Here is a 14,463-nt window from a genome sequence, read left to right on the forward strand (position 1 = left end):
CGGCGCTGTCTTGCAGACAGCGCCGAATGCATTTCTGACATAGGCTGTGTTCTCAGGGAACGAGAGATTCGCCGCTCGCCGCGACGGACCACAGCCAAACAGTCTTTCAGGATGTTGATTTGAACAACGCGTTGAACAACCAACGGGTGGCTGCATGACTGCTTCCCTTGCCCGTCTCGAGCGCAAGCTCGGCTACACCTTCAAGGACCAGGAGCAGATGCTGCTGGCCTTGACCCACCGCAGCTATGCCGGGCGCAACAACGAGCGCCTGGAGTTCCTCGGTGACGCCATTCTCAACTTCGTCGCCGGCGAGGCGCTGTTCGAGCGCTTCCCACAGGCCCGCGAAGGCCAGCTGTCGCGTCTGCGCGCCCGCCTGGTAAAGGGCGAGACCCTGGCCCGCCTGGCCCGTGGTTTCGACCTGGGCGACTACCTGCGCCTGGGCTCGGGTGAGCTCAAGAGCGGTGGCTTCCGCCGTGAGTCGATCCTGGCCGACGCCCTCGAGGCGCTGATCGGCGCCATCTACCTGGACGCGGACATGCAGACCGCGCGTGAGCGTGTCCTCGCCTGGCTGACCGACGAGTTCGAAGGCCTGACCCTGGTCGACACCAACAAGGACCCGAAAACCCGCCTGCAGGAGTTCCTGCAATCGCGCAGCTGTGAGCTGCCGCGTTACGAAGTGGTCGACATCCAGGGCGAACCGCACTGCCGTACCTTCTTCGTCGAATGCGAAGTGGTGCTGCTGAACAACAAGAGCCGTGGCCAAGGTGTAAGCCGGCGTATCGCCGAGCAGGTCGCCGCCGCTGCTGCATTGATCGCCTTGGGCGTGGAGAATGGTAATGACTGATAACAATCCGACCCGCTGCGGTTACGTGGCCATCGTCGGCCGCCCGAACGTGGGCAAGTCGACCTTGCTCAATCACATCCTCGGCCAGAAGCTGGCGATCACCTCGCGCAAGCCGCAAACCACCCGCCACAACATGCTCGGTATCAAGACCGAGGGTGACGTGCAGGCGATCTACGTTGACACCCCGGGCATGCACAAGGCCAACGACAAGGCCTTGAACCGCTACATGAACCGCAACGCCTCGGCGGCCCTGAAGGACGTCGACGTGGTGATCTTCGTCGTCGACCGTACCAAGTGGACCGACGAGGACCAACTGGTGCTGGAGCGTGTGCAGTACGTGACCGGCCCACTGATCATTGCGGTCAACAAGACCGACCGCATGGAAGAGAAGGCCGAGTTGATCCCGCACCTGCAATGGCTGCAGGAGCAACTGCCGAACGCTGAAGTGATGCCGATTTCCGCGCAGCAGGGCCACAACCTGGAAGCGCTGGAAGCCCAGATCGCCAAGCACCTGCCGGAAAACGACCACTTCTTCCCGGAAGACCAGATCACCGACCGCAGCAGCCGTTTCCTCGCCGCCGAACTGGTGCGCGAGAAGATCATGCGCCAGCTGGGTGCCGAGCTGCCGTACCAGATCACCGTGGAAATCGAAGAGTTCAAGCAGCAGGGCCACGTGCTGCACATCCATGCACTGATCCTGGTCGAGCGTGATGGCCAGAAGAAGATCATCATCGGTGACAAGGGCGAGCGCATCAAACGCATTGGCTCTGAAGCACGCAAGGACATGGAAGTGCTGTTCGACTCCAAAGTCATGCTCAACCTCTGGGTCAAGGTCAAGGGCGGCTGGTCAGACGACGAACGCGCCCTGCGTTCGCTGGGCTACGGCGACCTGTAAGCCTTGCCGGGCCCTCTTCTAGGAGCGGGCCCTGCCTGCGACTGAGTTATCTTATGGAACAGCCAGTCGGCCAGCCGGCCTACGTCCTGCACAGCCGCGCCTACAAGGAAACCAGTGCTCTGGTGGACTTCTTCACCCCGCAGGGCCGCCTGCGTGCGGTGCTGCGGCGTGCGCGCGGCAAGGGTGGCAGCCTGGTGCGGCCGTTCGTTCCGCTGGAAGTGGAGTTGTTCGGTAAAGGTGAGCTGAAGAACGTCAGGCGCCTGGACAGTGTGGGTATTGCAGCATGGCTGCATGGCGACGCGCTGTTCAGCGGCCTATACCTCAACGAACTGCTGATGCGCCTGCTCCCCGCCGAGGCGCCGCAGCCCGAACTGTTCGAGCACTACGCCCTGACCCTGCAGGCCTTGGTCGCGGGAAGACCTTTGGAACCCCTTTTGCGCTCCTTCGAGTGGCGGCTGCTTGAGGACCTGGGCTACACCTTTTCACTCAGCCACGACGTCAACGACGACCCGATCGAAGCGGACGGACTGTACCGCCTGCGGGTCGATGCCGGCCTCGAACGCGTGTACCTGGCCCAACCTGGTCTGTTCAACGGCACCGAGCTGCTGGCCCTGGCCCTGGCCGACTGGGATGCCCCCGGCGCCTTGCTGGCGGCCAAGCGCCTGATGCGCCAGGCACTGGCAGTACACCTGGGGCCAAGACCGCTGGTCAGCCGGGAACTGTTTCGCAAGCGCTGAGCACGTCGTATGCTGTGTGGCTCAAACTTCAGGAGAGCCTTTCGTGACTCACAGCAACCGCATGCTTCTTGGCGTCAACATCGACCACGTGGCGACCCTGCGCCAGGCCCGCGGCACCCGCTACCCGGACCCGGTCAAGGCTGCGCTGGATGCCGAGGAAGCGGGCGCCGACGGTATTACCGTGCACCTGCGTGAAGACCGCCGGCATATCCAGGAGCGCGACGTGCTGGTGCTCAAGGACGTTCTGCAGACGCGCATGAACTTCGAAATGGGCATCACCGAAGAGATGATGGCCTTTGCCGAAAAGATCCGCCCGGCGCATATCTGCCTGGTCCCCGAGACCCGCCAGGAGCTGACCACCGAGGGTGGCCTGGACGTGGCCGGCCAGGAGGCGCGGATCAAGGCGGCGGTCGAACGCCTGTCGCGAACCGGTGCTGAAGTGTCGCTGTTCATCGATGCCGACGAGCGGCAGATCGAGGCTTCGCGCCGTGTCGGCGCCCCAGCCGTCGAGCTGCACACCGGGCGTTATGCCGATGCCGAAACACCGACCGAAGTGGCCGAGGAGCTGCAACGCATCGTCGATGGCGTGGCGTTTGGCGTGGGCCAGGGGCTGATCGTCAATGCCGGGCATGGTCTGCATTACCACAACGTCGAGGCGGTTGCGGCGATCAAGGGCATCAATGAACTGAACATCGGCCATGCGCTGGTGGCGCATGCGCTGTTCGTCGGCTTCAAGGCTGCCGTGGCCGAGATGAAGGCGCTGATCGTCGCGGCTTCGCGATGACCTAGTGGTACCTGTACCGGCCCTTTCGCGGGGCAAGCCCGCTCCTACAGGGGATTGCGTACCTCTGTAGGAGGGGGCTTGCCCCGCGAAAGGGCCGGTACAGGCAACCTTCATTCAGCCTGAAACACCAAGGTAAACCGGGTCGGCCCTGAAAGGTTACTGCTGACCTCGACCCGCCCCCCATGCAACTGCATGATCGACTCCACGATCGCCAACCCCAACCCCGTCCCACCCTCCAGCCGCGAACGCCCTGACCCTACCCGGTAAAAGCGCTCGAACAGTTGCGGCCAATGTTCTTCGGCAATCCCCGGCCCCTGATTCTCCACCCACATCAGCACTTCGCTGCCCTGACGCTCGATGCCCAGCTTCACTGCCTGCCCCTGAGGGCAATGCCGTATGGCATTGCTCAACAGGTTCGACAGCGCCCGCTGGAACATCAAGCGGTCCGCCAGCGCCGTCCCCCAGCCCTGCAAGCGCAGCTCGATACCCTTCAGCTCGGCACTGAAGGCAAACAACTCGCTTACCTGCGCAGCTTCCTCCGCCAATGCCAGTGGCTTGAGCGCCACCTGCGCCTGTGGTTGGCTGACCTGGGCAAGGAACAGCATGTCGTTGATGATGCGATTGAGCCGGGTCAGCTCCTCGACGCTGTCTTCCAGCACTTCCCGGTAGTTCGCGCTATCACGCTCGCGGGCCAGGGTGACCTGGGCCTTGCCCATCAGGTTGCCCAGCGGGGTACGCAGTTCATGGGCCAGGTCGTCGGAGAACTGCGACAGCTGGCGCACACCCTGATCCAGGCGGTCGAGCATCACATTGATACTGCGCGCCAGCTCTGCCAGCTCCAGTGGTAACCCGGTGGCGGGCAGGCGGTGTTGCAGGTCCTGGGTGGAAACCTGCCCAGCGATGCGGCGGAAGTGGCGCAGTGGCTTCAGGCCGCGTTGCATCAGCCACCAGGCGCCCGCGCCGATCAGCAGCAACAGCACGGGCAGGGCCAGCAGGGTGGAGTGCAGATAGGCCTGAAGCAGGGCATGGTCGTCGGCGCGGTTGAGCGACATCATCACCCGCACCGGGGTATCGTCACGCAGGCGCATCTGCCGGGTCACGGTGAGGATCTGGTTGCCGCTGCTGTCGCGCCATTCGTGGTAGTTCAGCCGTGCATCGGTAGGCAATTCGCCAACCCGGGACTCCAGCGCAGGGCCGAGACTGAGCAGGTGCGGATGGCGGCCCTCAAGGGCCAGTACGCTCAGGCTGAGGTTGTCGTGGCCCATCACCAGGTCGAGCAATGGATGGGCGCGGTTGCCCAGGTCCTCACTGCGCAAGTCGACCCGCAAGTTGTGCTCCACCTGCAACATCTTGCGCGCCAGGTCCTTGCGGGCACGGCTGTCCAGTTCGTGGTCGAGGGCGAACACCGCCAGGCAGGCGAGCAGCAAGACCAGGGCGGCGCCCATCAGGGTCATGCTCAGGCCCAGGCGCAGCGACAGGCTGGCCTGCTTCAAACGCGGGCCTCGAGGACATAACCGACGCCGCGCAGGGTATGGATCAGCTTGTCGTCAAACGGATCGTCGATCTTTGCCCGCAGGCGGCGGATCGAGACTTCGACGACATTGGTGTCGCAATCGAAATTCATGTCCCACACCAGCGAGATGATCTGCGTGCGCGACAGCACCTCGCCGCTCTGGCGCATCAGCAGGTGGAGCAGGGCGAATTCCTTGGCGGTCAGGTCGATGCGCTTGCCGGCACGGTAGGCGCGGTGGCGGCTGGGGTCCAGCTCCAGGTCGGCGACGCGCAGGGTGCTCGGTTGCAGTTGCTGGTCGTTGCGGCGCAGCAGGCTGCGAATACGGGCCAGCAACTCGGGGAATTCGAATGGTTTGAGCAGGTAGTCGTCAGCGCCCAGGTCCAGGCCTTTGACCCGGTCTGACAGGCGACCATGGGCGGTCAGCATCATGATCCGCGTGGCCGACTCGGCGCGCAGGCGCTGCAGCACCGCCCAGCCGTCCAGTTCGGGCAGGTTGACGTCGAGGATGATCAGGTCGTAAGGCTGCTGGCGCGCCAGGTGCAAGCCATCGATGCCGGTGTGGGCGCAGTCGACCACGTAGCCGTTCTCGCGCAGGCCTTGTTGCAGGTAGTCGGCGGTACGCGGTTCGTCCTCGATAATCAGTAGGCGCATGGGCGGGCTCGGTAGGCTGGAAGGAGCAGGATTCTCAAGCCTGTAGGGGCTTCAGGGTCAAGCGGCAGGATGTTACGGCATGCGAATGGCCTGTCGGCTTAGATAACGGATTTGTAATCCTGGCGTTATCTGGCTGTCTGCCAAGGCCACATTGCAAGACTGTAATGCCCGCCTCACCTTGGCGTTAGCTGCCGATGGATACGATTGCCCTGTCTGATCGGTTATCAACGAGGCAAGCACGATGAACCTGAGCAAATACCTGCTGCTGGCGACCCTCGCCCTGGGCAGCGCCAGTGTCTACGCCGAAGGCGGCGCCGAACGTTCCCAGCAGTTCTGGCAAGCATTCCGCCAGGATCAGGAGCGCCTGCACGGCGACAAGCAACAGGCTGTCGCCGAGCGCGAACGCAAGGCGCAGGAGAAGGCCCGCGAGGTGGCCAAGGACTAAGGCAACAGCAGCTGTGCCGGCACTGCTCCCCGGCACAGGTGTGATTCGGGCGTCCACATGGACGCCTTTTTTATTTGCGCGCCAGCAGGGTGGCGCGGCGCGGGGCGGGCAAGCCTTCGATGGTCTTGCTGTGGTCGTTCGGGTCGAGGAAGTCGCCCAGCGACTGATAGCGCATCCATTCGGTGCTGCGCTGTTCCTCGACGCTGGTGACGCTCACGTCGACGCAGCGCACATCGGTGAAACCGGCGCGGCGCAACCAGCGCTCCAGGGCCGGTACCGACGGCAGGTACCAGACGTTGCGCATCTGCGCGTAACGGTCTTCGGGCACCAGCACCTGGTTTTCGTCGCCCTCGATCACCAGGGTTTCCAGCACCAGTTCGCCGCCTTTGACCAGGCAGTCCTTGAGCGCCAGCAGGTGTTCGATGGGCGAGCGGCGGTGGTAGAACACGCCCATGGAGAACACGGTGTCGAAGCCTTCGAGGTTGGCCGGCAGCTCTTCCAAGGCGAACGGCAGGTGCCAGGCGGGCAGGTCGGGCAGGTATTGCTGCACAGCCTGGAACTGGCAGAAGAACAGCCAGTTGGGGTCGACGCCGATGACCATGTCGGCACCGGCACCGAGCATGCGCCACTGGTAGTAACCGTTGCCGCAGCCGACATCGAGCACGCGCTTGCCCTTGAGGTCGAGGTGCGGGCCGACCCGCGACCACTTCCAGTCCGAGCGCCATTCGGTATCGACATGCACGCCGAACAGGTCGAACGGCCCCTTGCGCCAGGGCGACAGGCCCATCAGCGCCTGGCGCATTTGCGCGCGGGTGGCGTCATCGCACGCGCAATCCAGGCGCAGGCCGTCGACCAGGTCGATTTCGCTGGGCTGCAGGGCTGGCAACGCGTCGAGCGCACCGCGCCAGCGGTCGAGGTCGCCGTGGCCTTTTTCCAGCTTGGCTTCCAGTTGTGCTTGCAGGCCCTGGGACCAGGAAGCCAGGGGCGTGCCCGCCAGGCGGCGGACGAGGGGGGACAGATCGATCATGGCAGGGCTATCAGCGAGGTAAAGTTGAGGCATTGGAACCACGGCACCACCTTGGTGAAACCGGCCGCATGCAGGCGTTCCTTATGGGCTTGCAGGGTGTCGGGCTTCATCACGTTCTCGATGGCGCTGCGTTTCTGGGCGATTTCCAGTTCGCTGTAGCCATTGGCCCGCTTGAAGTCCAGGTGCAGTTCGTTGAGCAGCGACTGCTCCTCGTCATCGGCGAAACGCAGTTTCTCCGAGAGGATCAGCGCGCCGCCGGGCAGCAGTGCCTGGCGGATCTGGCCGAGCAGCGCCAGACGTCGTTCAGGGGCGATGAACTGCAGGGTGAAGTTCATCGCCACCACCGAGGCCGGTTCGAAGGGCAGGGTGAGGATGTCGGCTTCCAGCACGTCGACCGGCAGCAGTTCCTGGAACATCGAATCCTGGGCGGTCAGGTACTGGCGGCAACGCTCGACCATGGCGGCGGAGTTGTCCACCGCGATCACCCGGCAGCCGTCGCTGCGCACATGGCGGCGCAGCGCCTGGGTGACGGCACCCAGGGAAGCGCCCAAGTCGTACAGCGCCGTGTTCGGCTGGGCGAAGCGCGCCGCCAGCACGCCGAGGTTTTCGACGATGGTCGGATAACCGGGCACCGAGCGCTTGATCATGTCCGGGAACACGCGCACCACGTCTTCGTTGAACACGAAGTCGGGGACTTGCTCCAGAGGTTGGGCGAAAAGGCGGTCGGGTTGTTTGCTCACGGTGAATCCAGGCGGCTGACGATAGGCAGGGCCGGCATTCTAGCCAAACCGCGGCGTGGATGCATGGTTGGCTGACCAGCGCTCTGCGTTTAGTTGACCCGGATGGCGCAATCGAAGGTCTGTACCGGGCGCACTTCCGGAGCCCAGGGTTGCTGGTAGACCAGCACCAGGTGGCCTTCACCGGCAGTGCGGGCCTGGTAGCGCCAGGTCGAGATGCCCGAGCTGCCGACGATACCGGCGTCCTCGGGGGCACTGTAGACCTCAGGGCCCAGGCTTTGCAGCACGTTGGATGCAGGGTTCTGTACCAGCCAGCGGTAGCCGGTGGTGGGGTTGCTGGGCAGGGTCAGGGTGAGGCTCTGGCCGACCTGCAGGCGCTTGGGGCATTCGCTTTCGGCGTCCAGTTCGACGGTTTGTTTTGGCTGCTGGGCGCAGGCAGCGAGCAGGGCGAGGCTCAGGGGAACGAGCAGACGAGATGCGGTCATGGTGGCTCCGGAGGCTGGCGATGGCCTGAGGATACCCGATGCTGGTGGGGTTTTGTGTTGTCAGTGCTGGCCTCTTCGCGGGTTCACCCGCGAAGAGGCCGGTGCAGGTCAGAACAGGACTTTGGCCACGTCGGAGAAGCGCTTTGCGAAATGTACGGTCAGGCCTTCACGCAGGTAGTCCGGCAGTTCTTCGAAGTCCCCGCGGTTCGGCTCCGGCAGGATCAGCTCGAAGATCTTCTGCCGCCGCGCCGCGATCACTTTCTCGCGCACGCCGCCAATCGGCAGTACCTGGCCGGTGAGGGTGAGCTCGCCAGTCATGGCCACGCCTTTTTTCGGCGCCTGGTCGCGGGCCAGCGACAGCAGCGCGCTGGCCATGGTGATACCGGCGCTTGGGCCGTCCTTGGGCGTGGCGCCTTCGGGTACATGCAGGTGAATGAACGCTTCGTTGAAGAAACCGGGGTCACCACCAAACTGCTTGAGGTTGGAGCTGACATAGCTGTAGGCGATTTCAGCGGATTCCTTCATCACATCACCCAGCTTGCCGGTGAGCTTGAAGCCGCGGTTCAGGGTGTGGATGCGCGTCGCCTCGATCGGCAGGGTCGCACCGCCCATGCTGGTCCAGGCAAGGCCGGTAATCACGCCTTTGCCAGATAGCACCTGCTCGCTGCGGAACACCGGCATGCCCAGGGCGGCCTCCAAGTCCTTGTTGCCGATCTTGAGCTTGGCGTCCGGGTCTTCCAGCAGCTTGACCACGGCCTTGCGCACCAGCTTGCCCAGCTGTTTTTCCAGCTGGCGCACCCCGGCTTCACGGGCGTAGCCCTCGATCACCGTGCGCAGGGCGCTATCGCTGATGCTCAGGCTGGCCTTGGCCACGCCGGCCTTTTCCAGCTGCTTGGGCCACAGGTGGCGCTTGGCGATGGCCAGCTTCTCTTCGGTGATGTAGCCGGACAGGCGGATCACCTCCATGCGGTCGAGCAGCGGCCCGGGGATCGAGTCCAGGGTGTTGGCCGTGCACACGAACAGCACCTTGGACAGGTCCAGGCGCAGGTCCAGATAGTGGTCGAGGAAATCGACGTTCTGCTCCGGGTCGAGGGTTTCCAGCAGCGCCGAGGCCGGGTCGCCCTGGTAGCTCTGGCCCATCTTGTCGATCTCGTCGAGCATGATCACCGGGTTCATCACCTCGACTTCCTTCAGCGCCTGCACCAGCTTGCCCGGCTGGGCGCCGATGTAGGTGCGGCGGTGGCCCTTGATCTCGGCCTCGTCGCGCATGCCACCGACGCTGAAGCGGTAGAACGGCCGGCCGAGGGATTCGGCGATGGACTTGCCGATGCTGGTCTTGCCCACCCCGGGCGGGCCCACCAGCAGCACGATCGAGCCGCTGATCTCGCCCTTCCAGGCGCCGACGGCGAGGAATTCGAGGATGCGCTCCTTGATGTCATCCAGGCCGGCGTGGTGTTGGTCGAGCACCTTGCGCGCATGCTTGAGGTCGAGCTTGTCCTTGCCGTACACGCCCCAGGGCAGGGCGGTGGCCCATTCCAGGTAATTGCGGGTGACGGCGTATTCGGGCGAACCGGTCTCGAGGATGGCCAGCTTGCCCATTTCTTCGTCGATGCGCTTTTGGGCCTGCTCGGGCAGTGTCTTGCCGGCAAGGCGCTGCTCGAACTGTTCGAGGTCGGCGCTGCGGTCGTCCTTGGTCAGGCCCAGCTCCTGCTGGATGACCTTGAGCTGCTCCTTGAGGAAGAACTCACGCTGGTGCTCGCCGATCTGCCGGTTGACCTCGGCGGAAATCTCGTTTTGCAGGCGCGCGACCTCGACCTCCTTGCGCAGCATCGGCAGGACCTTTTCCATGCGCTTGAGCATGGGCACGCAGTCGAGCACTTCCTGCAGCTGGTTGCCGGTGGCGGAGGTGAGCGCGGCGGCGAAGTCGGTGAGTGGCGACGGGTCGTTGGGGCTGAAGCGGTTGAGGTAATTCTTCAGTTCTTCGCTGTACAGCGGGTTGAGCGGCAGCAGTTCCTTGATCGCATTGATCAGCGCCATGCCGTAGGCCTTGACCTCGTCGGTCGGCTCGGCCGGCTGGCGCGGATATTCGACCTCGACCAGGTACGGCGGGCGATGGTGCTTGAGCCAGGTGCGGATGCGCACCCGGGTCAGACCCTGGGCGACGAACTGCAATTTGCCGTTCTCGCGGCTGGCGTGGTGCACCTTGACCAGGGTGCCGTACTCCGGCAGGGCCGAGGTGTCGAAATGGCGGTGGTCTTCCGGCGGGGTGTCCATGAAGAACAGTGCCAGCGAGTGGTGCTCGGTCTTGGCTACCAGGTCGAGGGTTTCGGCCCAGGGTTCTTCGTTGACGATCACCGGCAGCACTTGCGCGGGGAAGAACGGGCGATTGTGGATCGGGATCACGTAGACCTTGTGAGCCATGGCCGCCGGCAACGATCAGCACGTACTGCTTGCCGTCCTTGCCGGTATAGGTCATCGGCGTGGCCTGGCCACCCGCTGGCAGGCGGGCTTTCCACAGTTCCTTGCCGTTGTTCACGTCATAGGCGCGCAGGTACTGGTCGAGGGTACCGCTGAGGAAGCCGACGCCACCGGCGGTGACGATCGAACCGCCCATGCTCGGTACGCCCACCGGCATGCCGATCGGCACCGGGGTGCTGTCACGGGTAGTGCCGTTCTTGCGCTTCCACACCACCTTGTTGGTGAACAGGTCGATGGCCGCCACATAACCCCAGGCGGGTGCCTGGCACGGGATGCCGATCGGCGACATGAACGGGTGCATGATCACCGCATACGGCGCGCCAGTGTTCGGCTGTACACCGCTGGTCTCGCTTTCGCGCTTGCTGCCTGCGGCCACCTGCTCACGTGGCACCATCTTCGACACGAAGGCCATGTAGTTGGGTGAGGTGAACAGCAGTTGGCGCACCGGGTCGACCGACACGCTGCCCCAGTTGAACACGCCGACGTTGCCTGGGTAGATCAGGCTGCCCTGTTCGGACGGCGGGGTGTACTGGCCTTCGTAGCGCAGCTCGCGGAATTGGATGCGGCACAGCATCTGGTCGAACGGCGTGGCGCCCCACATGGCCTGTTCGGTCAGCTCTGGGCCAAGCAGGTTGAGGTCGGAGCGGGCCTGGGTCGGTGCGGTGTAGTCACCCTTGACCGCGCCCTGCGGGACCGGGACCTCGCGGATCGGCACGATCGGCGTGCCGTCGCGGCGGTCGAGCACGTACAGGCTGCCCTGCTTGGTCGGCACGATGATCGCCGGCTTCACGTCGTCCTTGGTCTTCAGGTGCACCAGGGTCGGCTGGCTGCCGACGTCCATGTCCCACAGGTCGTGGTGGGTGAACTGGTAGTTCCAGCGGGCCTTGCCGGTGGCCAGGTCCAGGGCGACCACGCCGGCGCTGTACTTCTCGGCGCCTGGGGTGCGGTCGGCGCCCCACTGGTCAGGGGTCTGGTTGCCAAGCGGCAGGTAGACCATCCCCAGGTCTTCGTCGACGCTGGCCAGCGACCACATGTTGGCCGAGTTGCGGCTGTACATCTTGCCTGGGGCCAGCGGTTTGGTGTCGTCCGGGTTGTTGCTGTCCCAGTTCCACACCAGGTGGCCGTCGTGCACGTCGTAGGCGCGAATCACGCCGGACGGTTCGTTGGTCGACTCGTTGTCGGTCACATGGCCGCCGATGATCACCAGGCTGCGGGTGATCGCCACCGGCGAGGTGGAGTAGTAGCCACCGGCAGTGAACGGGCCGATGCCCGTGGTCAGGTCGATCGCGCCCTGGTTGGCGAAGCCTTCGCAGACCTTGCCGTTGTCGGCGTTGATGGCGATCAGGCGGGCGTCGGCGGTCGGCAGGTAGAGGCGGCGTGGGCAGGCCTGGGCCACGGCCTGGCCTGCGTCGGACACCTTTGGAGCCGGGCTGCCGTCGCGGCTGACGTAGCTGTTCTCGTCATAGTACGAGACGCCACGGCACGTCATGTGGGCGAAGCCCTTGAAGGTGCCGACGGGGGTCTTGATCTGCGGGTCGTAGCGCCAGATCTCGGCACCGGTGTCCGGGTCCAGGGCCAGCACCTTGCTGTGGGCCGTGCAGGCATAGAGCATGCCGTTGGCCTTCAGCGGGGTGTTTTCGTTGGTCAGCTCGACCGGGTCGTTGTCGGTCGGCAGGTCGCCGGTGCGGATCCGCCAGGCTTCTTCCAGGCGGTAGGCGTTCTGCGGGGTGATCTGGCGCAGCGGCGAATAGCGGTCGCCGTGCTCGGTGCGGCCATAGGCCTGCCAGTCGCCATCCGGCATGGCCGGTGCGGCGCTGCCCATTTCGCTGTTGTCGCGGCCCAGTTCGCCGAACACTTCACCCGGGTGAGTGAACTGGCTGCCCAGGGCGCAGGCGCCGGAAGCCAGCACGGCAACGCTCAGCAGCGCGGTGTTGGCCTTGGCGGCAGGGCCGGTCAGCGGGCGCCGGGCCCACGGCAGCAGCAGCACCACGCCGATGGCGAACCAAATGGCCAGGCGCGGCACCAGTTGCCACCAGTCCAGGCCCACTTCGAGCATGGCCCATACCGTGCTGCCCAGCAGTACCAGGCCATACAGGCCCAGGGCGATGCGGCGCTTGGCCAGCAGCAGGGCGCCCGACAGGGCAAAGCCGATACCGGCGATCAGGTAGTACAGCGATCCGCCCAGCTGGCTCAGCTTGATGCCGCCGGCCAGCAGGGCCAGGCCCATCAGCAACAGCAGCACGCCCATCAGGCGTGGCAGCCAGCGGGTTCCTTGGTTGGCACCGTCAGTGCTCATCGTAGGTTCTCCCTTTAATGAAGGTGGTCAGTGTGAAAGTGGTCAGAAAGTGCTTTGGATTTTCAGGCCGCCGATCAGCGCGCTGTCGACCTGCGACACCCCGCCCGGATGGCGGATGTACTGCAGGTTCGGGCGCACCGTGAGCCAGTCGGCCAGGTGAATGCCGTAATAGAGTTCGGCGCTGTACTCGGTGTCTTGCACCGGCAGGTAGCCCGGGTTGTCGTAGTCGTCGAGGCCCGCCACCTGATTGGCCAGGCGGGCATTCTTGCGGTAGGCCGGGTTGGCGTGCACGCGGGCGACGGCGAAGCCGATGTCGTCCTTGGCGCGGGCGTCGAAGGGGCCTTTGTATACCAGTCCAGCTTGAACATAGTTATCGATGACATTGGTCTTCTTGTCGTGCACCGTGGCGTTGGCGAACAGACTCAGGCCGCGCGACTGGTCGGACGCCAGCGAGGTGACCTGCTGCTGGGCCCCGAGCCACATGCCGTGCTTGCTCGAACTGCTGCGGTAAGCGGCGCCACTGAGGGCGGCCGGCTGGCCGTTGCTGTCCTTGAGAACATCCTGTGCCTTGGCATTACTGTAGTAGTAGCCGGCGCGATATTCCCCTTTCAGGCCGTTCAAGCTTGGGCTCCATACCAGTTCGACCGGCATGACCGCACCCTGGGTGCCGCTGCCGCTGAGCTTGAAGCCGTTGCCCGATTCGAGGTTGGACGGGTTTTGCTCATACACGCCAACTTGGGCGTACAGTTCAGGGCTGAGGTTGTAGCGAACGCGCATGGCCCACTGGCTGACCGGCCAGTTGTACCAGATGCCGCCGACCCAGTTGCCCACCTGCGAGCCGCAGAAGGCCAGGTTCTGGAAGTCGCAGGGGAAGCTGTTGAAATCCTCGCCTTCGCCGAAACGGCCGACTTTCACGTCCAGGGCGCCGTCGAAGTACTTCTGCTTGATCCACATTTGCGTGAGCCGCCAGGTTTCGCCACGGCCCCAGACTTCCTGGGCCGAAGTGAAGCCGCCGACCCGCGGGTCGTTGATGCGGTCGTTGCTGATGTTGTCGCCGTGACGCTCGGTGACGGTCAGCTGGAACTCGGTGTCGTTCCAGCCGAGGATCTTCTCCAGGTCCAGGTGGCTGCCGAAGGTGAACTGGTCGCTGTAGCGTGCCGTGCGGTCGTGGTCGTAGCCGCCGTGCAGGTTGCTGCCCATCTCGCCGGTGTAGCCGAGGGTGAAGTCGTAGCCTTTCTGCAGCAGCTCGGTGCGGGTGCCACCCCAGTCGCCGAACATCCATGGAGAGTCCTTGGCGAAGGGTTCGCTGGCGCTGGCCGCGTTCGGCAGGCTGGTGGTGAGGGCAATGAGGGCAAAGCCGGTGTAGCGGGTCTTGGGCAGTTGGAGCATGAGATAGCGCTATCTTTTGATTGTTGAGCAAACGGCAAGTGCACCGAGGAGCGGACTCTTCGATGGAAGTGGCAATTGGGAGTGCTGGATGAAGCGATTCAGCTTGCGGCGGGGAGGATATAGGGGAAGTTGTAAGAAAAAAAGACAAAATGTCGCAGTTGATTGTTGCTGATCCGGTAACA

General features: G+C 64.3%; 11 protein-coding genes and 2 pseudogenes. 5 read left to right on the forward strand and 8 right to left on the reverse strand.

The features are described 5' to 3' along the window. Positions 1-154: 154 nt before the first annotated feature. The 4 genes from rnc (at position 155) to pdxJ (ending at position 3,260) form a co-directional block, all read left to right on the forward strand. Complete coding sequence (rnc, locus tag BGP85_RS18710) at positions 155-844, forward strand: ribonuclease III (RefSeq protein WP_060508426.1); 690 nt, start codon at positions 155-157, stop codon at positions 842-844. Then, positions 837-1,739 carry a GTPase Era gene (gene era, locus BGP85_RS18715; protein ID WP_016498176.1) on the forward strand — a complete coding sequence of 301 codons (903 nt, stop codon included), beginning with the start codon at positions 837-839 and terminating at the stop codon, positions 1,737-1,739. Before rnc ends, era begins: the two co-directional genes overlap by 8 nt. 53 nt (positions 1,740-1,792) lie before the next feature. Further along, on the forward strand, positions 1,793-2,476 hold the full coding sequence (recO, locus tag BGP85_RS18720) for a DNA repair protein RecO (protein WP_103449370.1): 684 nt from the start codon (positions 1,793-1,795) through the stop codon (positions 2,474-2,476). Positions 2,477-2,537: 61 nt separating this feature from the next. Then, entirely contained in the window at positions 2,538-3,260 is a 723-nt protein-coding gene (pdxJ, locus tag BGP85_RS18725; protein ID WP_374755331.1) for a pyridoxine 5'-phosphate synthase, read from the forward strand. 110 nt (positions 3,261-3,370) lie between these two features. Here the strand turns inward: pdxJ and BGP85_RS18730 are convergent, their stop codons facing one another. Beyond that, positions 3,371-4,753 (reverse strand): heavy metal sensor histidine kinase, encoded by a 1,383-nt coding sequence (locus BGP85_RS18730; protein ID WP_103466505.1) that lies wholly within the window; start codon positions 4,751-4,753, stop codon positions 3,371-3,373. Next, positions 4,750-5,424: a heavy metal response regulator transcription factor gene (locus BGP85_RS18735; protein ID WP_103449371.1), complete on the reverse strand. Its 675-nt coding sequence runs from the start codon at positions 5,422-5,424 to the stop codon at positions 4,750-4,752. Before BGP85_RS18735 ends, BGP85_RS18730 begins: the two co-directional genes overlap by 4 nt. A gap of 241 nt (positions 5,425-5,665) precedes the next feature. On the opposite strand from BGP85_RS18735, the gene BGP85_RS18740 reads away from it, so the two are divergent. Further along, positions 5,666-5,869 (forward strand): hypothetical protein, encoded by a 204-nt coding sequence (locus BGP85_RS18740; protein WP_103449372.1) that lies wholly within the window; start codon positions 5,666-5,668, stop codon positions 5,867-5,869. A 70-nt stretch (positions 5,870-5,939) separates the two neighbouring features. Here BGP85_RS18740 and cmoB read toward each other — a convergent pair whose 3' ends face one another. From cmoB to BGP85_RS18770, 6 genes and pseudogenes are all read right to left on the reverse strand, one after another. Continuing rightward, entirely contained in the window at positions 5,940-6,896 is a 957-nt protein-coding gene (gene cmoB / locus BGP85_RS18745; protein ID WP_103449373.1) for a tRNA 5-methoxyuridine(34)/uridine 5-oxyacetic acid(34) synthase CmoB, read from the reverse strand. After that, positions 6,893-7,636, reverse strand: coding sequence for a carboxy-S-adenosyl-L-methionine synthase CmoA (gene cmoA / locus BGP85_RS18750; protein WP_103449374.1), 744 nt, complete (start codon positions 7,634-7,636; stop codon positions 6,893-6,895). The genes cmoB and cmoA overlap by 4 nt, the downstream gene beginning before the upstream one ends. Positions 7,637-7,725: 89 nt before the next feature. Then, positions 7,726-8,118: a protease inhibitor I42 family protein gene (locus BGP85_RS18755; protein WP_103449375.1), complete on the reverse strand. Its 393-nt coding sequence runs from the start codon at positions 8,116-8,118 to the stop codon at positions 7,726-7,728. 108 nt (positions 8,119-8,226) lie between these two features. Continuing rightward, a pseudogene (gene lon, locus BGP85_RS18760) lies at positions 8,227-10,527 on the reverse strand (endopeptidase La); the annotation flags it as partial. Then, a pseudogene (locus BGP85_RS18765) lies at positions 10,511-12,892 on the reverse strand (glucose/quinate/shikimate family membrane-bound PQQ-dependent dehydrogenase); the annotation flags it as partial. The pseudogenes BGP85_RS18765 and lon, both read right to left, overlap by 17 nt. Positions 12,893-12,934: 42 nt before the next feature. Next, positions 12,935-14,281, reverse strand: a complete 1,347-nt coding sequence (locus BGP85_RS18770) for a carbohydrate porin (protein WP_103449378.1) — start codon at positions 14,279-14,281, stop codon at positions 12,935-12,937. Positions 14,282-14,463 lie beyond the last annotated feature (182 nt).

This window comes from Pseudomonas putida, from assembly GCF_002906855.1.
Taxonomy (GTDB): domain Bacteria; phylum Pseudomonadota; class Gammaproteobacteria; order Pseudomonadales; family Pseudomonadaceae; genus Aquipseudomonas; species Aquipseudomonas putida_N.

Coding starts and splice junctions, on each gene's coding strand:
- BGP85_RS18770 (WP_103449378.1), bottom strand. CDS start 14,281: ATGCTCCAACTGCCCAAGACCCGCTACACCGGCTTTGCCCTCATTGCC.
- BGP85_RS18735 (WP_103449371.1), bottom strand. CDS start 5,424: ATGCGCCTACTGATTATCGAGGACGAACCGCGTACCGCCGACTACCTG.
- rnc (WP_060508426.1), top strand. CDS start 155: ATGACTGCTTCCCTTGCCCGTCTCGAGCGCAAGCTCGGCTACACCTTC.
- BGP85_RS18755 (WP_103449375.1), bottom strand. CDS start 8,118: ATGACCGCATCTCGTCTGCTCGTTCCCCTGAGCCTCGCCCTGCTCGCT.
- recO (WP_103449370.1), top strand. CDS start 1,793: ATGGAACAGCCAGTCGGCCAGCCGGCCTACGTCCTGCACAGCCGCGCC.
- pdxJ (WP_374755331.1), top strand. CDS start 2,538: ATGCTTCTTGGCGTCAACATCGACCACGTGGCGACCCTGCGCCAGGCC.
- era (WP_016498176.1), top strand. CDS start 837: ATGACTGATAACAATCCGACCCGCTGCGGTTACGTGGCCATCGTCGGC.
- cmoB (WP_103449373.1), bottom strand. CDS start 6,896: ATGATCGATCTGTCCCCCCTCGTCCGCCGCCTGGCGGGCACGCCCCTG.
- BGP85_RS18740 (WP_103449372.1), top strand. CDS start 5,666: ATGAACCTGAGCAAATACCTGCTGCTGGCGACCCTCGCCCTGGGCAGC.